This is a genomic window from Planctobacterium sp. R6 (assembly GCF_055755215.1).
This window is the reverse complement of the sequence record NZ_JBVTQY010000010.1, coordinates 48,013-69,375: the sequence shown is the minus strand read 5'-3', so window position 1 is coordinate 69,375 and position 21,363 is coordinate 48,013. Positions and strand designations below refer to the sequence as shown.

The window sequence follows — 21,363 nt, the reverse complement described above, 5'->3', positions numbered from 1 at the left end:
TTATAAAAAAGGCTGGTTACAAAAGCAACCAGCCTTTCAAAACACCTAATGCATTCTATGCCATACCGGCTGGAACATTAGCTCAGTGCTTTATCCAGGTCGGCAATTTTCGCTTTCCAGATGGCTGGGCCATCAGCGTGGGCGTTGTTGCCTTTGCTGTCTACCGCCACAGTTACCGGCATATCTTCCACTTCAAATTCGTAGATGGCTTCCATACCCAAATCTTCAAAAGCAACCACGCGCGCCTTTTTAATGGCTTTGGATACCAGATAAGCAGCACCACCTACGGCCATCAGATATACCGCATGGTTTTTGGCAATGCTTTCTACCGTTGAAGGCCCGCGTTCTGCTTTACCAACCATACCAATCAGGCCAGTTTGTTCCAGCATCATGTCAGTGAATTTATCCATGCGGGTCGCCGTAGTTGGACCTGCCGGACCGACAGCTTCATCACCCACCGCATCGACCGGACCAACGTAATAGATAAAACGATTGTTCAGATCAACTCCGTCTGGCAGGCCTTCTCCGTTTTCCAGCATACCCTGGATACGCTTATGAGCAGCATCACGACCGGTTAATAACTTTCCAGACAATAAAACAGTTTCGCCCATTTTCCAGTCCTGGATGGATTCTTTGGTCAGTTCATCGAGATTAACCCGGCGGGTATTTTCACCCACTTCCCAGGTGACTTCTGGCCAGTCTTCCAGTTTCGGGGCTTTTAATTCCGCCGGACCCGACCCATCCAGATAAAAATGAGCATGGCGCGTGGCCGCACAATTGGGGATCATGGCCACCGGTTTTGAGGCGGCGTGAGTAGGCATAGATTTAATTTTGATATCAACCACCGTTGTTAAACCGCCCAGTCCCTGAGCACCAATACCCAGCCTGTTAACCCTGTCAAAGATTTCCAGGCGCAGTTTTTCTTCGGTGGTTTCTGCGCCGCGTTCCATGAGTTCCTGAATATCAACCGGGTCCATCAGACTTTCTTTTGCCAACACCGCAGCTTTCTCCGCAGTGCCGCCAATGCCAATGCCTAACATTCCCGGCGGACACCATCCTGCGCCCATAGTAGGTAATGTTTTTTCCACCCAGTCTGCAATAGAATCACTGGGGTTTAACATCACCATTTTAGATTTGTTTTCAGAGCCACCACCTTTAGCGGCAATCATGACTTCTATTTTATCGCCTTCCACCATATCCAGGTGAACTACCGCTGGAGTATTGTCTTTAGTGTTCTTACGGGCACCGGCAGGATCAGCAACGATGGAGGCACGCAATGGATTAGACGGGTCAAGGTAAGCACGGCGTGTGCCCTCGTCCACCATTTGCTGCACAGTCATGTCGGTTTTGTCCCAGCTTACGCCCATACCAATTTTAACAAAACAGGTCACAATGCCGGTATCCTGACAAATCGGGCGTTTGCCTTCCGCTGACATTCGTGAATTGATCAGAATCTGTGCCATGGCATCTTTTGCCGCCTGACTTTCTTCTTTCAGATAAGCCTGCTCAACCGCTTTTACATAGTCCAGGGGGTGGTAGTAAGAAATAAATTGCAACGCGTCCTGAATACTATCGATAAAGTCTTGCTGACGGATAACTGCCATGATTACCTCATTGTGGAATAATTAACAAAAACGAGCCACGAAAATGCCGGGGCACAGCTCGATGGTGGCTAAAGTCTAACTTAAATGTGATTTAGTGCTAGCCCTTTTGCCAATTATGCAAAGTCAGCACTACTGTAATCCCCTTAATCTAAGGTAGAATACCACTTTTATGATAACCTGCGCGGCCGGTTATCAGCAATGCTGCACTAGCAATTACCTAAAATCAGAATAAGAATTTCACAGTTTTTAAGACTCACATGCATAACGTTACCGTCGACCGTATAAAATTTAGTCCCTTTCGTTGTTTAACAGACTGGTTTTCAAGCATAGAAAATACCGCCGGTGCGGTCCTGTTGCATTCCGGGGATTCGACTCATGAAAACGCCAAATTTCACATAGCCAGCGGCTCCCCTATTTTCACCTTAAAACTGTTTGCCGATGGCCGCTTAAATTGTCACTACCAGATTGATGACAGCTGGCATATGCCTGACTCAGGGCAAAAAAAATTGCAGGCGGTATACAACGAATTTAACAATGCCACTATCCGTCCGGCAGACATTGTCAACAAAGCTCATGAGATTAAAATCCGGCTGTTTGGCGATACCTCGAAAAACAGTATAGACCTGCCCTTTCAATGTGGTCTGATAGGGTTTGCGGCTTATGATTTTGGTCGCTTCCTGGAAATTCTGCCCGGTAGCGCACTGGACGAGTATCAAACGCCGGTTTTTACCGCCAACTTTTACAGTTGGAGTGTGTTAGAAAACCAGGTAACTAAAAAAGCATATTTATGTTTTAGTGAAGAGTTTGCTTGTCCGAGGTTTAATCTGGTTACGATTCCCTCAGCCGGGCAGCGATTTTATCAGCCATGGCAAAATCAACCCAGACAAACCGCGGAGTTCCGCCTTACCGAAACATGGCAAAGCAATATGGGTGAAGCTGATTATTTGCAAAAGCTGGATAGAATTCACGAATATCTGCTGGCAGGTGATTGTTATCAGGTAAATCTGGCGCAGCGTTTTAAAGCCCCTTATCAGGGTTCAGAATGGGCCGCTTTTGAAGCGCTGACTGAAGTTAATCCGGCACCATTTTCAGCCTTTATTCGCAATGATGAAAGCTGCATTATCAGTTGCTCTCCCGAGCGTTTTTTGTCTGTTAAAGGCGATATTATTGAAACTAAACCGATCAAGGGTACCCGTCCCAGATTTAACGATCCAATTGATGACGAAGACTCCCGGCAGGCACTGATAAATTCAGAAAAAGATCAGGCCGAAAACCTGATGATCGTAGACTTATTGCGCAATGATATCAGTAAAAATGCGGTGGCCAATAGTGTAGAGGTTACCGGGCTTTTTGAAATTGAGTCATTCAGTGCCGTGCATCACATGGTCAGTACTATTCGGGCCCGGTTAAAACCGTCCAGCCACCCTTTACAATTGTTGCAGGATGCCTTTCCCGGCGGCTCGATAACCGGCGCACCTAAAATCCGCGCAATGGAAGTTATCGATGAGTTAGAACCTCATCGGCGCAATATTTATTGCGGTAGCATTTTCTATCTGGGCGTCAGTCAGGATTTTGACAGCAGCATCTGTATCCGCACCTTACTGTTTGAATCAGGCCAGGTATACTGCTGGGCGGGTGGCGGTATCGTTGCTGACTCAGAGCCGCAAGCGGAATATGAAGAAACCTTTCACAAGGTGAGAAAAATCCTGCCTACGATACGTTTTGTCAGAAAGAAGGCCCTATGAAACTGGAGGAATTTAAGCAACGCTTTTACCACGCGCGCAATATTACTCCCGAGCCGGACTATCCGTTGCGTCAAAAAGGCAAGCCTGCTGCCGTACTGATCCCACTGGTCATGCGCGATGAGCTTTCAGTGTTGTTGACCCGCAGGGCCTCTCACCTCAAACACCATGCCGGACAAATCAGTTTCCCGGGTGGCCGTGTTGATGATACGGATATCAATCTCAAGGAAACTGCACTCAGAGAAACTGAAGAAGAAATTGGTCTCAAAAGAGAAAACATCGATATTGTGGGTACACTACCCACCTTCAGAACAATTTCCCGTTATGAGGTCACGCCCTATGTCAGCCTGGTAAAACCGGACTTTGATCTGGTGATTAATCAGGATGAAGTGGATCAGGTATTTGAAGTACCCCTGGCGACAGTGATAAACCATGACAATCATCTGGTGCATACCGTGAAGCGCAATAACAGCGTTTATCCGGTTTATTTTATTCCCTGGCAGGAACACATGATTTGGGGAGCAACCGCAGCATTTATCAGAGCACTTTCCCGGCACCTGACTTGACACTTAGCCACTGTGGATAAGGCTTTACAACAGGTTATCTGGTAAGACCTATACTATGCTTTGCATTCAGCCTAATTCATCAGACAATATCCACTAACAATAAAAAGACCCTACGAGATAATCATGATCAGTGTATTCGATATGTTCAGTATCGGAATTGGCCCGTCCAGTTCACATACTGTCGGCCCCATGCGGGCCGCAAAAGATTTCAACCAATTGTTGAAAGCAAAAAACCTGTTCCAGGAAACTGACGCGGTTGTCACCGAGCTGTTTGGCTCACTTGGTCAGACAGGCAAAGGACACGGCACAGGTAAGGCAGTCATTCTTGGTTTGCTGGGTGAATTACCAGAAACCATTGATGTCGATAACGTTGATGCCATGTTGGCAGAAGTGGATAAAAGCCAAAAACTGATGTTGGATGGCGAAAAACTCACCGCATTTCCGCGCAAAGACGCCATTGTATTTCACCGTCGCAAAACCCTTGAGCACCATGCCAACGGTATGACCTTGCACGCCATGAAAGGCGAAGAGGTACTGTTCAGTCAGTCATACTACTCTATAGGTGGCGGCTTCATCATCAAAGAGCAGGATTTCGAGAAAGAAAAAGTAACGGCACTACTTCACGAAGAACAGGAAGTACCTTACAACTTTGATACCGCAGCAGAGTTACTGCAGAAATGTCGCGACAATGGACTGAGTATCAGCGCACTCATGCTGGAAAACGAAAAAGTGTTTCAGCCAAAACAGGTGATCATCGATAAACTATGGGAAATATGGCAGGTCATGCAGGCTTGCATAAAGCGCGGGATTGAAACCGAAGGCATATTACCCGGTGGTTTGAAAGTAACCCGACGAGCGCCCGGTTTATATCGTCGCCTTAAGTGCGAACACAGTCAGGATCCCATGCTGGCGATGGACTGGGTCAACCTGTTCGCCCTAGCGGTGAATGAAGAAAACGCCGCTGGCGGTAAGGTGGTAACCGCTCCCACAAATGGTGCGGCCGGGATCATTCCTGCAGTCCTGAGTTATTATGACAAGTTTGTGCAAACCGTCGATAAAGACACCGCCTACCGCTATCTGCTGACCGCGGCAGCGATTGGTATATTGTACAAAAAAAATGCGTCTATTTCGGGCGCTGAGGTTGGCTGTCAGGGTGAAGTAGGTGTCGCCTGTTCAATGGCGGCAGGTGCCCTGACCGAAATAATTGGCGGTTCAGTTGCCGCAGTCGAGAATGCCGCTGAAATCGGTATGGAACACAACCTGGGGCTCACCTGTGATCCGGTTGGTGGACTGGTTCAGGTGCCCTGTATTGAACGCAACGCAATGGGAGCGGTAAAAGCCATCAATGCCTCCAGATTAGCGCTTCGTGGTACAGGTGTACAAAAGGTAACACTGGATAAGGTGATTAAAACCATGTGGGACACAGGTAACGACATGAAGTCCAAATACAAAGAAACCGCACGAGGCGGTTTAGCAGTTAACATTGTTGAATGTTAAAAGGTTGCTTCGGCAACCTTTTCTTTGTTTGGTGTGGCGCCCTATCGCACCGGTAACGTCAAATCTTTAAACATACGCTCAATATCATCATTACTTTTTTGCATCATGGCTCGCTCAACCACATCTTTGGTCAGGTGTGGTGCAAATCGCTCGATAAAGTCATACATATAACTGCGTAAAAATGAGCCTTTGCGGAAACCGATTTTGGTGGTGCTGTAATTAAACAGATGGCTGGCGTCAATTTTAACCAGATCAGTATCCAGATTATCATCGATAGCCATAGAAGCGATAACGCCGATACCCACCCCCAACCGTACATACGTTTTAATAACGTCGGCATCAGTGGCAGTAAAGACAATTTTAGGTTCCAGACCGGCCCGACTAAAGGCTTCATCCAACTCAGAACGGCCGGTAAATCCAAAGACATAAGTTACTAACGGATATTGCGCAATGTCTTCGATGCGAATAGTACCCTTTTTCGCCAGTGGGTGTTCCTGATTCACTATGATACTGCGATTCCAGTGATAGCAGGGCAACATCACCAGATCGTTATAGAGGTGCAACGCTTCCGTGGCGATGGCAAAGTCAGCTTCCCCTTTAGCGGCCAGGTCACTGATTTGTGACGGGGTTCCCTGATGCATGTGTAAGCTGACCCTGGGATACTTCTTCATGAAACCTTTTATGACATCGGGTAGTGCATAGCGCGCCTGCGTGTGCGTGGTCGCAATATTCAGTTTGCCCTGATCAGGCAAATTGTGCTCTCTGGCAACAGACTTAATACTTTCAACTTTTGCCAAAATTTCTCTGGCAATATTAATGATGTCATTTCCAGCTTCGGTCACATGTGTCAGGTGTTTACCACTGCGGCCAAAGATCTGCACGCCAAGCTCATCTTCCAGCATTCTGACTTGTTTGCTGATACCGGGCTGGCTTGTGTAGAGACTTTCTGCAGTGGCGGAAACATTAAGATTATTGTTTAGAACTTCAACAATATAACGAAGCTGCTGTAATTTCATGAGGCTGGCAACCTACCTTGTATTTGTTTGCATATGCAAAATATATATACCTTTGGCGACATTAATTCCATAAAATTTTAGAAAAAACCTGAAAAAGTTCTCAGAAAGACTTCACAATAACGCAAAATTTAACTATTAAGCTATTGTTGTACTTTAGGTTTTCTGCTTTTATAGAGCTCTCTACCCAATTTTTGAGAAATTCTCATCGTGAAACAGCGTAACGATAAAATCGACTTTTCTTCCGTACTGGCTTCGGCTGTTCATGATATGAAAAACTCATTGTCTTTAATGATTCAGACCATTGAAGAACTAGAAAGCACGCTCAGGGAGCATGGTGTCGGCATCAAAGAAGCGGCGTCAATTCATTATGAAGCGGCCAGGTTAAATACCGGACTGATTCAATTACTTTCCTTGTATCGCACGCAATTAGACAACCTGCCCCTGAACTTAGATGAGCACTACATTGATGACTTTATTGATGATGTGATTGCCTATAATCAGAATCACATAAACACCCGGGGCATTGAAGTCAGCATTCAGCAGGAAGACGATCTGCACTGGTATTTTGACCAGGACCTGGTCAATGTATTGGTGAGTGATGTCATCGTTAATGGTATTCGCTACGGCAAGCAAAAGTTACATATTGATGTTGCGGAACAAGACAACTTTTTGCGCATTATTATTGAAGATGATGGCCCGGGTTACCCGGATAATATGTTAGCGATTTCTCAAATTGAGATAAGCCAACTCAACATTGGTACCGGGAGAACCGGACTGGGATTGTTTTTTGCGCGATTGATTGCGGAAGCCCATGTAAATGGTGACAACAAGGGATCGATACATCTTTCAAATGGTGGTTCGTTAGGCGGTGGCGTGTTTACGCTACTACTGCCCTGAATAATTTTGCAAAATCCTTAAATGGGTAGATATGGCTTCCCGATTCACCCAAACGGATCGTAAATGCCGAATCGACGCCATTTTTAAAAGATGAAAAATCAGTTTAACTTGCATGATTTAACTCAGTGCATGTAAAGTATTGAGCAGATTTAGAGTTCCCTCGAACAAGATCATGCTTGCTAAATCGGTAAAGGATCTCAATTTTTTGACGTAAAACCTAAAAAACTGAAGCCTGATGAGCTTTACTGTAAAGTAAGAAAAGGCTTTTCACCCGGCTTTGGTACAGAAAAATATAATGAAAAAAGGCAATTTAGGCACATGATTTTTACTATCGTCATTATTTTAATTGTTGCGCTGCTGGTAATAGCCATCATGATTAATGCTATCCAACAGCACAAAGAAAAGATTGAATCCGAGCGTCGGGTTGAACTGGCTAAACAAAAAACCATTCTTGATGAAACTGAAGACGTGATAATGGCCTCGTCCAATGTTCCCACCTCACCGCAATTGATGCAGATTTTGCAAAAGCGCGTGTTAGGTGCATTGAAGGTGATGCACGAAATGGACCCTAAACAGCCAGGTTTAAAGCAGCGTCTGAGGGATGCTGAACAACGAGTCAAAGACATATCACTGGATGGTAACCAGGGTGACGACCTGATCCAGCTGCCCGATTCAGACAAACAGATTATCGTCTTTATTCAGTGCCTGAAAAAACAACGGGCATTGCTGCGTTCAGAACAAGGTCGCGGTAAAGTGGATACGCAAACCTTTGCCACCGAAGACAAACGCCTGGATAAACTGCAATTAAGAGTCAACATTGAAACCCTGAGTCGTCGTGCCGCTGCGGCCATGAATGCCGGCATGATGGGTTCTGCACGTCAATATCTGGAAAAATCTGTGGCGGCACTCAACGCCTTTCCGATGCAAGATGATTATACCCGGGGTCAAACCGCCCGCATCAAAGAACAACTACTTAACATCCAGGAATCACTCACTAAGGCCAATGCCGAAGACCGCGCCAAACGCGCCGAGCAGGAAAGAGACGAGCTGGACGAATTGTTCGCACCAAAGAAAAAGTGGTGATGTAAAGCCCTCCACTCAAAAACTTTCAGTAAGCATTTTCTTTAGTTCTTTGGCCGACGCAGACAAACTGCTGTTGGCCTTTTCAATTACCCCAACATTACGCCTTAACTGTGGATAATCCAGCGGAATACAGACCAGTTCCTTGCGCTGCATTTGTTGCTGACACAGTGCCGGTACAATCGCCAGACCAAGATTGACTTTGACCATTTCTCCCAACGTATCTAACTGCCATGCTTCAGCAGCTATTGAAGCTTGTATTGCCGACTTTGAAAACGCTTCTTCAAGCCACATGCGAATCGAAGAGCCGCGATTCATCATCACTAACGGGTGATCGACAAGTTCCGACAATTGTATCTGGTCTTTACTGACCAACGGATGATCGGCGTGCATCACTGCGACAAAATTATTTTCGAGCAACGGCACAAAGGCTAACTCAGCAAGATTATCCGGCTCAAATACGATACCCAGTTCAGCCTCACCTTTGATGACGGACGCAATCACGGTTTCCATAACGACATCAATCACATCAATTCTGATATTGGGGAAACGTTGATTAAACGCCTTTAGAACCGGTGGCAGACGTGATGATGCAAAAGAAGGCATTGCAGAGATAGTGATACGTCCCTGTTGCAAGGTAAACATCTCGTTGACGGCTTCAAAAGTGGCGAACCAATCCATCAGTAGTTTTCTGGCCTTGGGGAAAAACGCCTGCCCTTCCGGCGTTAAATCAACATTGCGTGTGGTGCGGCTAAACAAGGTGCCCCCCACTTCAGACTCAAGGTTTTTGATGCAAATACTGAGCGCAGGTTGACTGAGATTGAGACGCTCAGATGCTGAGGCATAACTTTTGGTTGAAGCCAGTTCAACAAAGGCGCGAAGTTGTTTTAGGGTAATGTTCATTTATTTATATTTTAAATTTTTCTTTTAATATATTAAATTTTACAAATCAAACAATGTCAACGATACTTTGTTAACATTTAGTTAACTCAGGAACGAATATGGCAGGTTTTGATAAAGTTGTTAGCAGTTTCGAAGAAGCACTGGATGGTCTGACAGATAATATGACCATCATTGCGGGCGGATTCGGATTGTGTGGCATTCCCGAAGGTGCGATTGCACAAATCCGAAAAATGGGCGTTAGCGGGCTGACCGTTGTGTCTAACAATTGTGGTGTTGACGGCTTCGGATTAGGCGTTTTACTGGAAGATCGCCAGATTAAAAAAATGGTGTCCTCCTACGTGGGTGAAAATGCACTATTTGAACAACAGCTACTGGCTGGTGAATTAGAAGTTGAATTAACACCACAAGGCACGTTAGCAGAAAAAATGCGTGCAGGCGGTGCCGGTATTCCCGCGTTTTATACCGCGACCGGTTACGGCACTCCCGTTGCTGAAGGTAAAGAAACCCGTGAATTTGATGGCCGTGGCTACGTCTTAGAAGAATCCATTACCGGTGACTTTGCGATAGTAAAAGCCTGGAAAGCAGACCGTTACGGCAACTGCGTGTATCGTGACACCGCCATGAATTTTAATCCTATGGCCGCCACCGCAGGCAAAATTACCGTCGTTGAAGTAGAAGAAATCGTAGAGCCAGGGGAAATACCGCCCACTCAAATCCATACGCCTGGCATTTTTGTCAATCGCGTTATCAAAGGCACTTTCGAAAAACGCATTGAGCGCCGTGTAACCCGCAGTCAGGAGCAATAACAATGGCATTAAGCAGAGATCAAATTGCCATGCGCGTGGCAAAAGAATTTAAAGATGGTGACTACGTCAATTTAGGTATTGGTATACCCACTCTGGCGGCAAACTTCGTACCGAATGATATTGAAGTAATGTTGCAGTCAGAAAACGGTTTGCTGGGCATGGGCCCTTACCCTACCGAAGAACAGGTTGATGCAGACATGATCAACGCCGGTAAAGAAACGGTGACAGCCATCACCGGTGCCTCTATTTTCAACTCAGCGGAGAGCTTTGCCATGATCCGTGGTGGTCACGTTGATATCACCGTATTGGGCGCATTTGAAGTTGACGTGAATGGCAATATTGCGTCATGGATGATCCCAGGTAAATTGGTAAAAGGCATGGGTGGCGCAATGGATTTGGTGGCCGGTGCTAAAAATATCATCGTTACAATGACCCACGCCAATAAAAAGGGCGAGTCCAAACTACTGGGAGCCTGCACTCTACCGCTGACCGGTGTAAATTGTATTACCCGAATAATCACCGACCTTGCAGTGCTTGAGGTACACAATGGCGCATTCCATTTGAAAGAACGCGCACCGGGTGTCAGCGTAGATGAGATCCGCGAGAAAACTGCAGGTAAATTAGTCGCTGAAGGCGACATTCCTGAAATGCAGTTTTAATATTAAATCTGTAAGGCGGGAGAACAGAGCGTTAGCCCGCCGCTTCAGTATTGTGATATATTTAGCTCATTAAATTTAAAGTGAGTTACCCCTTTGTTATTCAGCGAATTACCCCTGGATCATCGACTTCAGAAATCAATTCAGATCCAGAATCTGGAAACAGCCACAGATATTCAGGCAAGCGCCATACCTCAGGCACTTTTAGGTAAAGATATTCTTGCGTCTTCGAAAACCGGATCAGGTAAAACTCTGGCCTATTTGATCCCGGCCGTACAGCGCATATACCGGGAAAAAGCCTTCAGTAAACAGGACCCCCGCGTATTGATCGTGGCCCCCACCCGAGAGCTGGCCAAGCAGGTATTGGGCGAACTGAAAAAGCTGTTGCCTCCGCAAGCCGGTAAACCGGTATTGCTGATTGGTGGAGAGAACTTTAACGATCAGGTAAAGCTATTAAAACGCTACCCCAACTTTGTTATTGGCACACCTGGCCGGATAGCCGACCACATCGAAGACAAAAGCTTGTTTCTGGATGGCCTGGAGTTACTCATTTTAGATGAAGCAGACCGCATTCTGGATTTAGGATTCAGTAGTCAACTGACAATTATTGATCAGGCTGCTAATCACAGAAAACGTCAAACCATGTTGTTTTCAGCCACTTTTGATAATGCTGATTTAGCGCAGATATCTGAGTTGGTGCTCAAAGCACCACATCGCATTACCCTGGACAATCAGCACATTGCTCACAGTGATATTGAACAGTCTTTTTATTTTGCGGATCATATTGAGCACAAAGAAGCCCTGCTAAAACACTTTATCAAGGAACAGGCAATTCGCAGTCAGATTATTCTGTTTACCGCAACCCGGGCAGACACCGATCGGGTTGCCAACCTGCTTAATGAAGAAGGACTGAGCAGCCTGGCGATTAACGGCGAAATGTTGCAAAGTCAGCGCAATCAAATTATGTCTGACTTTTCCAACAATAAAGCACAAATCCTCGTCACCACCGATCTGGCCTCCAGAGGCCTGGATATTCCCTCTGTGAGCCTGGTCATCAACATGGACTTACCTATTAAAGCGACTGAGTATGTTCACCGTGTAGGACGTACAGGGCGAGCCGGTGCGAAGGGTCAGGCCATATCCCTGGTCAGCAAAAAAGACTGGAAGAGTTTTGTTTTGCTGAAGCAGTTTCTTGCCGATGAGCCTCAATTTAAAACGGTTGAAGGATTGGAAGCTAAATTTAAGGGGCTGTCCGCTAAACCAACTAAACCAGGAGCGAAGAACACCCAGAAAAGTGATGATGGGGCTGATGCTTCACCCTGGCAAAAAGCCAAACGCAAGAAAAAATTTAATGCACTTGCCGGTGACGATGTAGGACATTTACCAATGAAGAAAAAGCGTAATTCTGAAGAGTAATCTTCAACCATAAAAAAACCGGGAAGCTCCCGGTTTTTTTAAATTTTGATATCTTTTAAAGTGCTTTTTCCAGTTCAGGTAGCACTTCAAACAGATCCCCCACCAGACCGTAATCAGCCACCTGGAAGATTGGCGCTTCTTCGTCTTTGTTGATAGCAACAATAACTTTAGAATCTTTCATACCGGCAAGGTGCTGAATAGCGCCGGAAATACCAACGGCAATGTACAGTTGCGGTGCGACGATTTTCCCCGTCTGCCCCACCTGCATATCGTTGGGTACAAAACCCGCGTCAACCGCTGCACGTGATGCACCAATGGCAGCACCTAACTTATCAGCGATACCGTTAAGCAAGGCAAAATTCTCGCCATTTTGCATACCGCGACCACCGGAGATAATCACCTCAGCAGCGGTTAATTCCGGTCTTTCTGATTTGGTCAGTTCCTGAGATACAAAATGCGCTTTGTCTGAAGCTGGTAAGGCTGCAATGCTGATCACTTCAGCGCTGCCATCAGCGGTAACCGCATCGAACGCAGAAGCCCGGACAGTAATTACTTTGATTGTGTCTTCCGATTGGACCGTCGCGATGGCGTTGCCAGCATAAATCGGACGCACGAAGGTATCCGCACCTTCAACTGCAATAATGTCTGAAATTTGTGCCACGTCCAGCAACGCTGCTACGCGGGGTAAAAAGTTTTTACCTGTTGTGGTTGCCGCAGCAATAACATGACTGTAATCGCTCGCCATGCTCAATACCAAAGCACTGACATTTTCTGCGAGTTGCTCTTTATAAATCCCATCATCTACATGGATTACTTTAGACACACCTGCCAGTTTCGCTGCATCTTGTGCGATTGCGCCACACTCATTACCCGCCACTAAAACATGAACATCGTCACCCATGGCCTTTGCAGCAGTGATCATTTTGGCTGTTTCTGCTTTTAAATGAACGTTATCGTGTTCTGCGTAAACTAATACTGTCATTTAAATCACCTTTGCTTCTGATTTTAATTTTGCTACCAACTCAGCTACATCTGCCACTTTAATACCACCTTCACGTGTAGCCGGAGGCGTGACTTTCAACACCTTGACTTTGGAAGTCAAATCAACACCAAAATCACCCGCAGGTTTAACGTCCAGTGGTTTGCGCTTGGCTTTCATAATGTTAGGCAGTTTGGCATAGCGCGGTTCATTCAATCGCAGGTCGGTGGTTACCACCGCAGGTAAGCTTAAATCAACAGTTTGCAAGCCACCGTCAACTTCACGGGTTACCTTAACCTTACCGTCAGCCACAATGACTTCTGATGCAAACGTGCCCTGGGGCATGTCGGTCAATGCAGCTAACATCTGACCGGTTTGATTATTGTCGGAATCAATCGCCTGTTTACCTAAGATAACCAGTTCAGGCTGTTCTTCTTCTACGACTTTAGCCAGCAGTTTCGCCACCTGAAGTGAATCCAGATTTTCATCTGTTTCGATTTGAATACCGCGATCAGCACCCAGTGCCAACGCTGTGCGTATCGTTTCCTGGCAGCTTTTATCACCGATAGAAACCACAACAATCTCAGTAGCAATGCCTTTTTCCTGAAGCCTGACCGCTTCTTCCACCGCGATCTCACAGAAAGGATTGATTGACATTTTAGTGTTACTTAAATCAACGCCAGTATTGTCAGCTTTCACTCTGACTTTAACGTTGTAGTCGATAACACGTTTTACCGGGACTAGTATTTTCATTTCGACCTCGTTGTTTTATTTGCGTCTGAACAGATTAAGTCAGGCGCGTGTAGGATACAAATTACATCTGCTGCTTTTTTTGTTGGAATCGAAATGTACTTACTGTTAACGTAAACGTCAACTTATTGTTAATATATTATTAACTCGCTCTCCGCGAATTTTGTACACATTTTTAGACCAGCAGTTATAGTGCTTCTGATAGAACATCATTACACACTGTGATACTGACCAACCTGAGGAGGAATAATGGAACGCGAATCGATGGAATTTGACGTTGTCATCGTTGGTGCCGGACCCGCCGGACTTGCAGCCGCCTGTAAACTGATGCAACAGGCTAACGAAGCGCAACAAGAATTAATGGTCTGCGTCGTTGAGAAAGGCTCAGAAGTCGGTGCCCATATTCTTTCCGGTGCAGTTTTAGAGACCAAAGCCCTGGACGAATTGTTTCCGGACTGGGCAGATAAAGGCGCGCCCATTAACACGAAAGTAACAGAAGACCATATTTATTATCTTAAGAACGAAAAGTCTGCCACTAAACTACCAGGCTTCATGACGCCCAAAACTATGCATAATGAGGGCAATTATATTGTCAGCATGGGCAATGTTTGCCGCTGGCTGGCGGAACAGGCGGAAAGTTTAGGGGTTGAGATCTTTCCGGGTTTTGCAGCTTCTGACGTGTTGTATCACGAAGATGGCAGTGTGGCCGGCATCGTTACCGGTGATATGGGGATCAGTGTTGCGGGAGAAGAAAAAGATTCCTATATGCCTGGTATGGAACTACGCGCCAAATATACCATCTTTGCCGAAGGGTGCCGTGGTCATTTGGGCAAACAGATAATTGAAAAGTACCAACTGGACGCTGGTAAGTCGCCGCAGCACTATGCTATTGGATTCAAAGAAATTTGGGACATCCCGGCTGAGCAGCACCAGGAAGGCCTGGTGGTTCACTCGGCAGGCTGGCCGTTAACAGATACCTCTGGCGGTGCCTATTTGTATCATGCAGAAAACAATCAGGTACTGGTAGGACTGATTGTGGATTTGAGCTATGAGAATCCCCACCTCAGTCCTTTTGATGAATTTCAGCGGATGAAACATCACCCGGTGTTTAAGCAATACCTGGACGGTGGAACACGCGTGAGTTATGGCGCCAGAGCGATTGCTAAAGGTGGCTTAAACTCATTGCCTAAAATGCATTTTCCCGGCGGTTTTTTGGCGGGCTGTAATGCTGGTACCCTCAATTTTTCCAAAATTAAAGGCAATCACGCCGCGATGAAATCCGGAACCTTGATCGCCGAAACTATCTTTGCTGAACTGCAAAACGATGCGGAATCTGCAGGTAAAGACTTAACCGAACTTACAACACGTTTCGAAGCATCATGGCTTTATGACGAATTGTGTAAAGCGCGTAATTTCGGCCCTGCTATTCACAAATACGGCACCTTTATTGGCGGCGCATTTAACACCCTGGAACAAAACTGGTTAGGCGGAAAGTTCCCGGTCACCATAAAAGACAATAAGGCGGACTACGCCACACTTAAAGAGGCGAAGGACTGCAAGCCATTCAATTACCCTAAACCCGATGGTAAGTTGAGCTTCGACAAATTGTCTTCTGTGTACCTATCCAATACGAATCACGAGGAAGATCAACCCTGTCACCTTAAATTAAAAGATGCAGATATCCCGCTCAAATCTAATCTGCCACTTTTCGATGAACCGGCACAACGTTATTGTCCTGCTGGTGTTTATGAAATTGTTGAAAATGAATCTGGTGAAAAACAGTTTCAAATTAACGCTCAAAATTGCGTTCATTGCAAAACCTGTGACATAAAAGATCCTCAGCAAAATATCACCTGGACCGTCCCGGAAGGCGCCGGGGGCCCCAATTATCCAAACATGTAATACGGTAAATTAAGAGTAGCCTGTACGGGCTGCTCTTAGATTTAAATGGAGCATTAAACTTACCAAATCTACAAATTGTGCCTTCTGTCCCACATTTTCTTTAATTCCTACGCTGTGATTTCGGCAACCTTTAAATTAATTTGACATCCCTGCATTAATTTATAAATTTAAGATTGATTCTTTGCCTCTGTTAATGGTAATTTCAAACCAAATCAATGAGTAAAATAAGTTTCAATAGGAAAGCAGCATGAACGAATTTCTCAAAACACTTACGCATGGAAGAAAGCTACAAGGCGCAGTTAAAGAGCTTTCAATTCAGGAACTGGAAGAAATAGTTGTTAAACTTAGAAACATAATCGAGACCAGAAAGCAAAAAGAATCGGAGAAGCAGGCAGCGGAAAAGGAGAAACTGGATAAGATTGCTGAAATTCAAAAGCAATTACAGGATGCCGGAATTACCTTTGAAGATTTAGCGTCAAATAATGCGATTCCAAGTTCTAAGCGTGTTGGTCAAAAAAGACCAATCAAATACTCCTATACCGACAGCGATGGCGAAGTGCATAACTGGACGGGTATTGGTCGTATGCCGCTGGTGTTCGCAGAACAGTTAAAAAAAGGTAAATCGCTGGAAGATTTTAGCATTAATTAATATTTGCCCTCCGGGCCTGGTTTCAGTTCACGAGTAATTCAGGCTCGTGACTGGACCAAAATGCTAATACCCGCTTTCGAACTCGTTTAATTAATTCCTCTTCAGCCCTACCCTTGTATGAAATGCGTTAAACTCAATGTGTGCAATTTCATTTTGTTACATTTAATCTCTTGTGTTTTTAAATTTAAAAAAAGATATTCGAATTATCTGAATTGGTTCACAATTTAAAAACTCTTTAATTGTTTCATTTTAGGTTTGGATTAACTTAGCCAATCGACTAAAGTTAAATCAAAGAAATTAAATTCGACCTGCCATGCAAACGCAATTAGAACAAGCAATAGAAGCCATCTCTCAAGTTGTCCTGGGCAAAAAACATCAAATCAAACTGGCATTAACCTGCTTGTTAGCAAAGGGCCACCTACTGATAGAAGATTTGCCCGGTATGGGTAAAACCAGTTTGTCGCAGGCTATTGCCAGCACTATCGGCCTGGAGTTCAACCGGGTTCAATTTACCTCGGATTTAATGCCTGCTGATATTATCGGTATTAGCATTTTTGACAATACCAGTAAGGAGTTTGCTTTTCACAAAGGCCCCTTGTTTTCGCAAATGTTATTGGCCGACGAAATAAATCGGGCCAGCCCTAAGACCCAAAGCGCCTTGCTGGAAGCGATGGAGGAACATCAGGTGAGTGTCGATGGCACAACCTGGCCACTGCCTAATCCTTTTTTTGTGATAGCAACCCAAAATCCACTGCACCAGTCGGGTACCTACCCCTTGCCAGAATCGCAATTAGACCGTTTTTTTATGCGCATACAACTTGGTTATCCCGACTGGCAATCAGAGCGACAAATGCTGATGGAACTAACCAGCCACTCGACTATGCCTCCCAAAACCATTATCGACACAACACAATTTTTGGACATTCAAAGCCAGATACCAAAAATCAATACATCAGCGGCCGTCATCGACTATATTTTGCGTCTGGTGACCTTTAGCAGAGAATCGGAAGAGTTTCCCAACCCCCTCTCCCCCAGAGCCAGTAAAGCTATCCTGCTGGCAGCAAAAGCATGGGCTTTTTTATCTTCCAGGGACTATGTAATACCGGAGGATGTTCAGGCCGTGCTACCGTCAGTGGCGGAACATCGCCTGAGAAGCAGCTTTAGCTCCGCCAATGCCGCAGATAACCTGTCTAACAAGTTGATGGAATCTGTTGATACGCTGGCGGCCTGAGACGAAACATGATGTTAAAACTGGGTAGCTGGTGGAATCGCAGACTAGAGCGTTGGTTAAACAACCGCATTCCCGACGACCGAAGGTTTCAAATGAACATGAGTAATGTGTTCATCTTTCCTTCAAAATTTGGTATCGCTTTTTGTTTGTTGTGTGGTTTGTTGTTTATACTAGGTACAAACTACCGCAATAATCTGATGTTGCTGTTAGCCTATTTTTTACTGGCCATATTTCTGGTGACCTTATTAAACAGTTACGCCAATTTTGCCCGGCTAAAAGTGCAACTGGGTAAAGTGAAACCAGCCTATGCCGGTAGCGAATGCGCGTTGCCACTGTGGCTGGGTGAAAATGATAAAAAAGCGATTGCCGCCCTGAATTGCCACGGTCGATTACACTTTCGGCTTTGGCAACAACCGGTACAACGTTCAATTGAATCTGAACAATACAGTAACCCGGTTGTTATTCTCGTAGAAACCCGGCGACGCGGGTATTTTACTCCCCCCAGAATCACCATTGAAAGCTATTACCCAATAGGGCTTTTTCGATGTTGGACCCATTTGCGATTTAAAGCGCAAATTTTGGTGTATCCAAACCCCATTCCGTGCGATTTACGTACCGAAAGCCGCACTACCACAGATGAGGACGGTGCGCAGCTCAGCACATCAATAGGCAATACTGATTTTGATTCACTAAAGCCCTACACGCCCGGTGAGTCGTTAAACCGGGTTGCCTGGAAGTTAGTGGCAAAAGGTCAGGAGATGATGACCAAACAATTTGCGGATGCAAATCACGCTGCGATATGGCTAGATCTGAAAAATTATCTGACCGACGATCTGGAATTGGCAATTAGTCAGCTAACCTGGTTAGCGATTGATTTATCGCAGAGACAGGCCTGTTTTGGGTTGCGTCTCGGGCAGACTGAGGTAGCACCGGATACCGGCAACAGCCATCTGGAAACCTGTCTGGAGAAACTTTCTCTTTATTCTCCAAACGGACAAGCGAAGGCGGAGTACCAGCCTTGAAACGCACAGCCAACACAGCACACCTGATACTCAGTATTAACCTGTTATTACTGACTTTAACCCTATTTGAACCCATTATGTTTTGGGTATCGATACTCGTATTAGTCAGTGTGTTGATTCGGATTGCGCTGTTTTTAGAATGGCACAAGCACCTCCCTAAAACCTCCACGATTAATTTGTTGGCATTGTTATCCGCACTGGTACTGGCCTATACAGGTTGGCACCTGGGATTATTACTCAGTATGGTGAATTTGCTGGTAATGTCCGGTGCATTAAAATTAATGATGATGCGCAAAGTCAGAGATTTTTTAATTCTGGCCCTGGTACAGATTTTCATTATTGGCTGTGGCTTTATCTTCAATCAGGGAATTTTCTACGCACTGATTTATGTGTCTCAATTATTTATTATCTTATTATCACTGAGCTTTCATGTAAGTCCTTCTGGCGCTATTCACAAACAAAGCAAACGCATCGGCCTGCTTATGCTCCAGGCCTTTCCAATTGCAGTACTGTTGTTCTTAGTTTTACCGCAAATTGGCCCTTTGTGGAAAATGCCCGGTAATAAGGGTGCAAAAACCGGGATTTCGGACACCATTACCCCTGGCGATTTTGCGCAATTATCGATGTCAGATGATCTGGTATTCCGGGCCGCCTTTGAAAGCGACATTCCGGATAAGCAGGCACTGTATTGGCGTACTCTGGTCTATGAGGCATTTGACGGAAAAAGCTGGTCGGTATCCAGACATCGCGCCAGAGAAAAAGAACGAATGGAAGCCGGGAATTACAATTACAGCCCAGGCCTCTATGGCGCCAGCCTGCAATACGACGTCATCATGGAGCCCAGTCATCAGAACTGGCTATACACTCTGGATATACCACGCTCCGACACTGAACAAACCTGGTTTAGTCACGACTACCAGTTGCAGAGCCGTATTCTGGTCACCAGCAAATTTAAATACAGTGTGCGCTCTTTTACTGAAATGCCGCTCAATTTCACGCCCTACTACACTGATACCAATATCAACCTGATGCTACCTCAACGCTATAACCCGGAAACGCAAAGCTGGGTAGCGGCACTTCGCGCCAGATATCCTGATGATCAGGCATTTATAGAGGTAGTCGAAGCTTTCTTCGTCCGTGAGAAGTTCTCATATACCTTAAAACCCAGGGCCATGTTATTAAATCCGGTAGACGAATTTCTGTTCCAGTATCAGGCCGGGTTCTGCTCACACTATGCCAGCGCCTACGCTTATATTATGCGCCTTGCAGGCATTCCGGCCCGTTTAGTGGGTGGTTATCAAGGCGGGGAAGCACGGGAGAACAATTACATCAGCGTGTATCAATACGATGCTCATGCCTGGGTTGAAATCTATTTGCCTGACCGGGGTTGGATCCGCAAAGATCCAACGGCACTGGTTTCACCGGAGCGTATCAGTTTGGGTTTAGAAAGTGCAGTAGCCCATGAAAACTCATTTCTGGAAGATTCACCCATGTCGCTAGCAAAACTAAAGAGCATTGCTATTTTTAATCGGCTGCGCTTGTTAATGGCTGATGTGGATTTTTTTTGGAGTAGCTGGGTACTGGGCTTTGATCAACAAAGGCAATTTACCCTGTTTAAAATGTTGGCAGGCAAACTCACTACCGGCAGAGTGGTTGCCATAAGCCTGGCTACGCTAACGTTGATCTGTGCACTGTTGTTGATATTCAATTATCGGGTTTGGCTACCTAAAATAGAAAACCGACACCTGCACTTATACAATCAGGCATTGAAGACATTAAGTCGCCATGGCCTGAATCGCTTACCACAGGAAGGGCCTGATAGTTTTCAGAGTCGAATTCACGGTCGAATTTCAGAACAATGCGCAGAGGATTTCAGGCACATCACCAAACTTTTTATTTTCCATGAATACGCCCCATCCAGCGAAACCAATCCGGATCGCTTGCCGGAACTGAAAATCGCAGTGAACTCGTTTAAGCGGCGTTACCGGTTTTCAATAAAATAAGTATAAAACGCCGACAGACTTTGGCATTGTACATCCGCTTCAGTGAAGTTTTGCGCCCTGGAATGAGGATTCGGAATTGCCACGCAAGGTATTCCTGCTGCCACCGCCGCATTGACGCCGTGTTCAGTGTCCTCAATCGCAATACAATCTGACGCCGACAGGTTCATTTTTTGCAAAGCTTTGAGATAGACATCCGGAGCGGGTTTATTGCTTGGCACTTCCTCACCGGTAGTAATGTATTCAATGTATTGCGTGAAGTTATTACCTGATACTGAGCGTTCAATTGCAAAGCGCTCTGAACCCGACACAATAGCCATTCGGATGCCAAGACTGGCAAAATTTTTCATGATCCGGTTGGCGCCGGGCATTGCCGGAAAACAATGGTTCTTTAAATATTGCTGGGTATTTTCGCGTTTTTGCGCAATGAGTTGTTGTGGCTCCCAGTCAAGCCCAAACTGCTCGATGATATAAGCAGCATTTACATCAGCGGGGATACCGACACAATGTAAGGTGTTCATTTCTTCGGTGAACAGTTCCGGACTTAGCCCTGTGGTCTCTAGCCAGATTTGATAATGCACGAGTTCTGAATCCACCAGTGTACCATCGTGATCAAATAACACGGCTTTGACATTTTTTAGATCCAA

Annotated in this window: 19 protein-coding genes; 13 read left to right on the top strand and 6 right to left on the bottom strand. The window is 45.6% G+C overall.

Annotated features, from left to right (window positions below; all coding sequences use genetic code 11):
* Positions 1-77 precede the first annotated feature (77 nt).
* On the bottom strand, positions 78-1,604 hold the full coding sequence (locus tag AC0J20_RS08775) for a fumarate hydratase (protein ID WP_229527164.1): 1,527 nt from the start codon (positions 1,602-1,604) through the stop codon (positions 78-80).
* A 257-nt stretch (positions 1,605-1,861) separates the two neighbouring features.
* Between AC0J20_RS08775 and pabB the strand changes: the two genes are divergently transcribed.
* The 3 genes from pabB (at position 1,862) to AC0J20_RS08760 (ending at position 5,409) form a co-directional block, all read left to right on the top strand.
* Positions 1,862-3,349 (top strand): aminodeoxychorismate synthase component I, encoded by a 1,488-nt coding sequence (gene pabB / locus AC0J20_RS08770; RefSeq protein ID WP_473021387.1) that lies wholly within the window; start codon positions 1,862-1,864, stop codon positions 3,347-3,349.
* Positions 3,346-3,912: a CoA pyrophosphatase gene (locus AC0J20_RS08765; RefSeq protein ID WP_473021386.1), complete on the top strand. Its 567-nt coding sequence runs from the start codon at positions 3,346-3,348 to the stop codon at positions 3,910-3,912. The genes pabB and AC0J20_RS08765 overlap by 4 nt, the downstream gene beginning before the upstream one ends.
* A gap of 123 nt (positions 3,913-4,035) precedes the next feature.
* Positions 4,036-5,409: an L-serine ammonia-lyase gene (locus tag AC0J20_RS08760; protein WP_229527161.1), complete on the top strand. Its 1,374-nt coding sequence runs from the start codon at positions 4,036-4,038 to the stop codon at positions 5,407-5,409.
* Positions 5,410-5,450: 41 nt separating this feature from the next.
* On the opposite strand, the gene cysB is transcribed toward AC0J20_RS08760, so the two are convergent.
* Positions 5,451-6,425 carry an HTH-type transcriptional regulator CysB gene (gene cysB, locus AC0J20_RS08755; protein WP_473021385.1) on the bottom strand — a complete coding sequence of 325 codons (975 nt, stop codon included), beginning with the start codon at positions 6,423-6,425 and terminating at the stop codon, positions 5,451-5,453.
* Between the two features lie 207 nt (positions 6,426-6,632).
* On the opposite strand from cysB, the gene AC0J20_RS08750 reads away from it, so the two are divergent.
* Together AC0J20_RS08750 and AC0J20_RS08745 are read left to right on the top strand one after the other, a co-directional pair.
* Positions 6,633-7,322 (top strand): sensor histidine kinase, encoded by a 690-nt coding sequence (locus AC0J20_RS08750; RefSeq protein ID WP_473021384.1) that lies wholly within the window; start codon positions 6,633-6,635, stop codon positions 7,320-7,322.
* 318 nt (positions 7,323-7,640) lie between these two features.
* On the top strand, positions 7,641-8,405 hold the full coding sequence (locus tag AC0J20_RS08745; protein ID WP_267498122.1) for a hypothetical protein: 765 nt from the start codon (positions 7,641-7,643) through the stop codon (positions 8,403-8,405).
* Positions 8,406-8,420: 15 nt separating this feature from the next.
* Here the strand turns inward: AC0J20_RS08745 and AC0J20_RS08740 are convergent, their stop codons facing one another.
* Entirely contained in the window at positions 8,421-9,305 is an 885-nt protein-coding gene (locus AC0J20_RS08740) for a LysR family transcriptional regulator (protein ID WP_473021383.1), read from the bottom strand.
* 98 nt (positions 9,306-9,403) lie between these two features.
* Between AC0J20_RS08740 and AC0J20_RS08735 the strand changes: the two genes are divergently transcribed.
* The 3 genes from AC0J20_RS08735 to AC0J20_RS08725 all read left to right on the top strand — a co-directional run bounded on the left by AC0J20_RS08735 (position 9,404) and on the right by AC0J20_RS08725 (position 12,183).
* Positions 9,404-10,111: a CoA transferase subunit A gene (locus AC0J20_RS08735; RefSeq protein ID WP_229527157.1), complete on the top strand. Its 708-nt coding sequence runs from the start codon at positions 9,404-9,406 to the stop codon at positions 10,109-10,111.
* A 2-nt stretch (positions 10,112-10,113) separates the two neighbouring features.
* The gene (locus AC0J20_RS08730) at positions 10,114-10,770 is read left to right on the top strand and encodes a CoA transferase subunit B (RefSeq protein WP_473021382.1); all 657 of its coding nucleotides are present in this window, start codon (positions 10,114-10,116) and stop codon (positions 10,768-10,770) included.
* 93 nt (positions 10,771-10,863) lie between these two features.
* Positions 10,864-12,183: a DEAD/DEAH box helicase gene (locus AC0J20_RS08725; RefSeq protein WP_473021381.1), complete on the top strand. Its 1,320-nt coding sequence runs from the start codon at positions 10,864-10,866 to the stop codon at positions 12,181-12,183.
* 55 nt (positions 12,184-12,238) lie between these two features.
* On the opposite strand, the gene AC0J20_RS08720 is transcribed toward AC0J20_RS08725, so the two are convergent.
* The gene (locus tag AC0J20_RS08720; RefSeq protein ID WP_473021380.1) at positions 12,239-13,165 is read right to left on the bottom strand and encodes an electron transfer flavoprotein subunit alpha/FixB family protein; all 927 of its coding nucleotides are present in this window, start codon (positions 13,163-13,165) and stop codon (positions 12,239-12,241) included.
* Positions 13,166-13,915, bottom strand: a complete 750-nt coding sequence (locus AC0J20_RS08715; RefSeq protein WP_473021379.1) for an electron transfer flavoprotein subunit beta/FixA family protein — start codon at positions 13,913-13,915, stop codon at positions 13,166-13,168.
* Between the two features lie 246 nt (positions 13,916-14,161).
* Here AC0J20_RS08715 and AC0J20_RS08710 point away from each other — a divergent pair, with 246 nt between their 5' ends.
* From AC0J20_RS08710 to AC0J20_RS08690, 5 genes are all read left to right on the top strand, one after another.
* On the top strand, positions 14,162-15,814 hold the full coding sequence (locus AC0J20_RS08710; RefSeq protein ID WP_473021378.1) for an electron transfer flavoprotein-ubiquinone oxidoreductase: 1,653 nt from the start codon (positions 14,162-14,164) through the stop codon (positions 15,812-15,814).
* Positions 15,815-16,061: 247 nt separating this feature from the next.
* A complete protein-coding gene (locus AC0J20_RS08705; RefSeq protein WP_229527151.1) occupies positions 16,062-16,463 on the top strand; it encodes an H-NS histone family protein in 402 nt (133 codons plus the stop codon).
* 313 nt (positions 16,464-16,776) lie between these two features.
* On the top strand, positions 16,777-17,694 hold the full coding sequence (locus AC0J20_RS08700; protein ID WP_229527150.1) for an AAA family ATPase: 918 nt from the start codon (positions 16,777-16,779) through the stop codon (positions 17,692-17,694).
* An 8-nt stretch (positions 17,695-17,702) separates the two neighbouring features.
* Positions 17,703-18,716, top strand: coding sequence for a DUF58 domain-containing protein (locus AC0J20_RS08695; protein WP_473021377.1), 1,014 nt, complete (start codon positions 17,703-17,705; stop codon positions 18,714-18,716).
* The gene (locus tag AC0J20_RS08690; protein ID WP_473021376.1) at positions 18,713-20,719 is read left to right on the top strand and encodes a transglutaminase TgpA family protein; all 2,007 of its coding nucleotides are present in this window, start codon (positions 18,713-18,715) and stop codon (positions 20,717-20,719) included. The genes AC0J20_RS08695 and AC0J20_RS08690 overlap by 4 nt, the downstream gene beginning before the upstream one ends.
* Here AC0J20_RS08690 and AC0J20_RS08685 read toward each other — a convergent pair.
* A complete protein-coding gene (locus tag AC0J20_RS08685; protein ID WP_229527147.1) occupies positions 20,698-21,363 on the bottom strand; it encodes an HAD family hydrolase in 666 nt (221 codons plus the stop codon). The genes AC0J20_RS08690 and AC0J20_RS08685 overlap by 22 nt on opposite strands.

Excerpts from the sequence above, each read along its gene's own strand:
- AC0J20_RS08730 (WP_473021382.1), top strand. The coding sequence starts at position 10,114 with ATGGCATTAAGCAGAGATCAAATTGCCATGCGCGTGGCAAAAGAATTT.
- AC0J20_RS08775 (WP_229527164.1), bottom strand. The coding sequence starts at position 1,604 with ATGGCAGTTATCCGTCAGCAAGACTTTATCGATAGTATTCAGGACGCG.
- AC0J20_RS08760 (WP_229527161.1), top strand. The coding sequence starts at position 4,036 with ATGATCAGTGTATTCGATATGTTCAGTATCGGAATTGGCCCGTCCAGT.
- AC0J20_RS08735 (WP_229527157.1), top strand. The coding sequence starts at position 9,404 with ATGGCAGGTTTTGATAAAGTTGTTAGCAGTTTCGAAGAAGCACTGGAT.
- pabB (WP_473021387.1), top strand. The coding sequence starts at position 1,862 with ATGCATAACGTTACCGTCGACCGTATAAAATTTAGTCCCTTTCGTTGT.
- cysB (WP_473021385.1), bottom strand. The coding sequence starts at position 6,425 with ATGAAATTACAGCAGCTTCGTTATATTGTTGAAGTTCTAAACAATAAT.
- AC0J20_RS08710 (WP_473021378.1), top strand. The coding sequence starts at position 14,162 with ATGGAACGCGAATCGATGGAATTTGACGTTGTCATCGTTGGTGCCGGA.
- AC0J20_RS08745 (WP_267498122.1), top strand. The coding sequence starts at position 7,641 with ATGATTTTTACTATCGTCATTATTTTAATTGTTGCGCTGCTGGTAATA.
- AC0J20_RS08705 (WP_229527151.1), top strand. The coding sequence starts at position 16,062 with ATGAACGAATTTCTCAAAACACTTACGCATGGAAGAAAGCTACAAGGC.
- AC0J20_RS08700 (WP_229527150.1), top strand. The coding sequence starts at position 16,777 with ATGCAAACGCAATTAGAACAAGCAATAGAAGCCATCTCTCAAGTTGTC.
- AC0J20_RS08720 (WP_473021380.1), bottom strand. The coding sequence starts at position 13,165 with ATGACAGTATTAGTTTACGCAGAACACGATAACGTTCATTTAAAAGCA.
- AC0J20_RS08740 (WP_473021383.1), bottom strand. The coding sequence starts at position 9,305 with ATGAACATTACCCTAAAACAACTTCGCGCCTTTGTTGAACTGGCTTCA.
- AC0J20_RS08695 (WP_473021377.1), top strand. The coding sequence starts at position 17,703 with ATGATGTTAAAACTGGGTAGCTGGTGGAATCGCAGACTAGAGCGTTGG.
- AC0J20_RS08715 (WP_473021379.1), bottom strand. The coding sequence starts at position 13,915 with ATGAAAATACTAGTCCCGGTAAAACGTGTTATCGACTACAACGTTAAA.
- AC0J20_RS08765 (WP_473021386.1), top strand. The coding sequence starts at position 3,346 with ATGAAACTGGAGGAATTTAAGCAACGCTTTTACCACGCGCGCAATATT.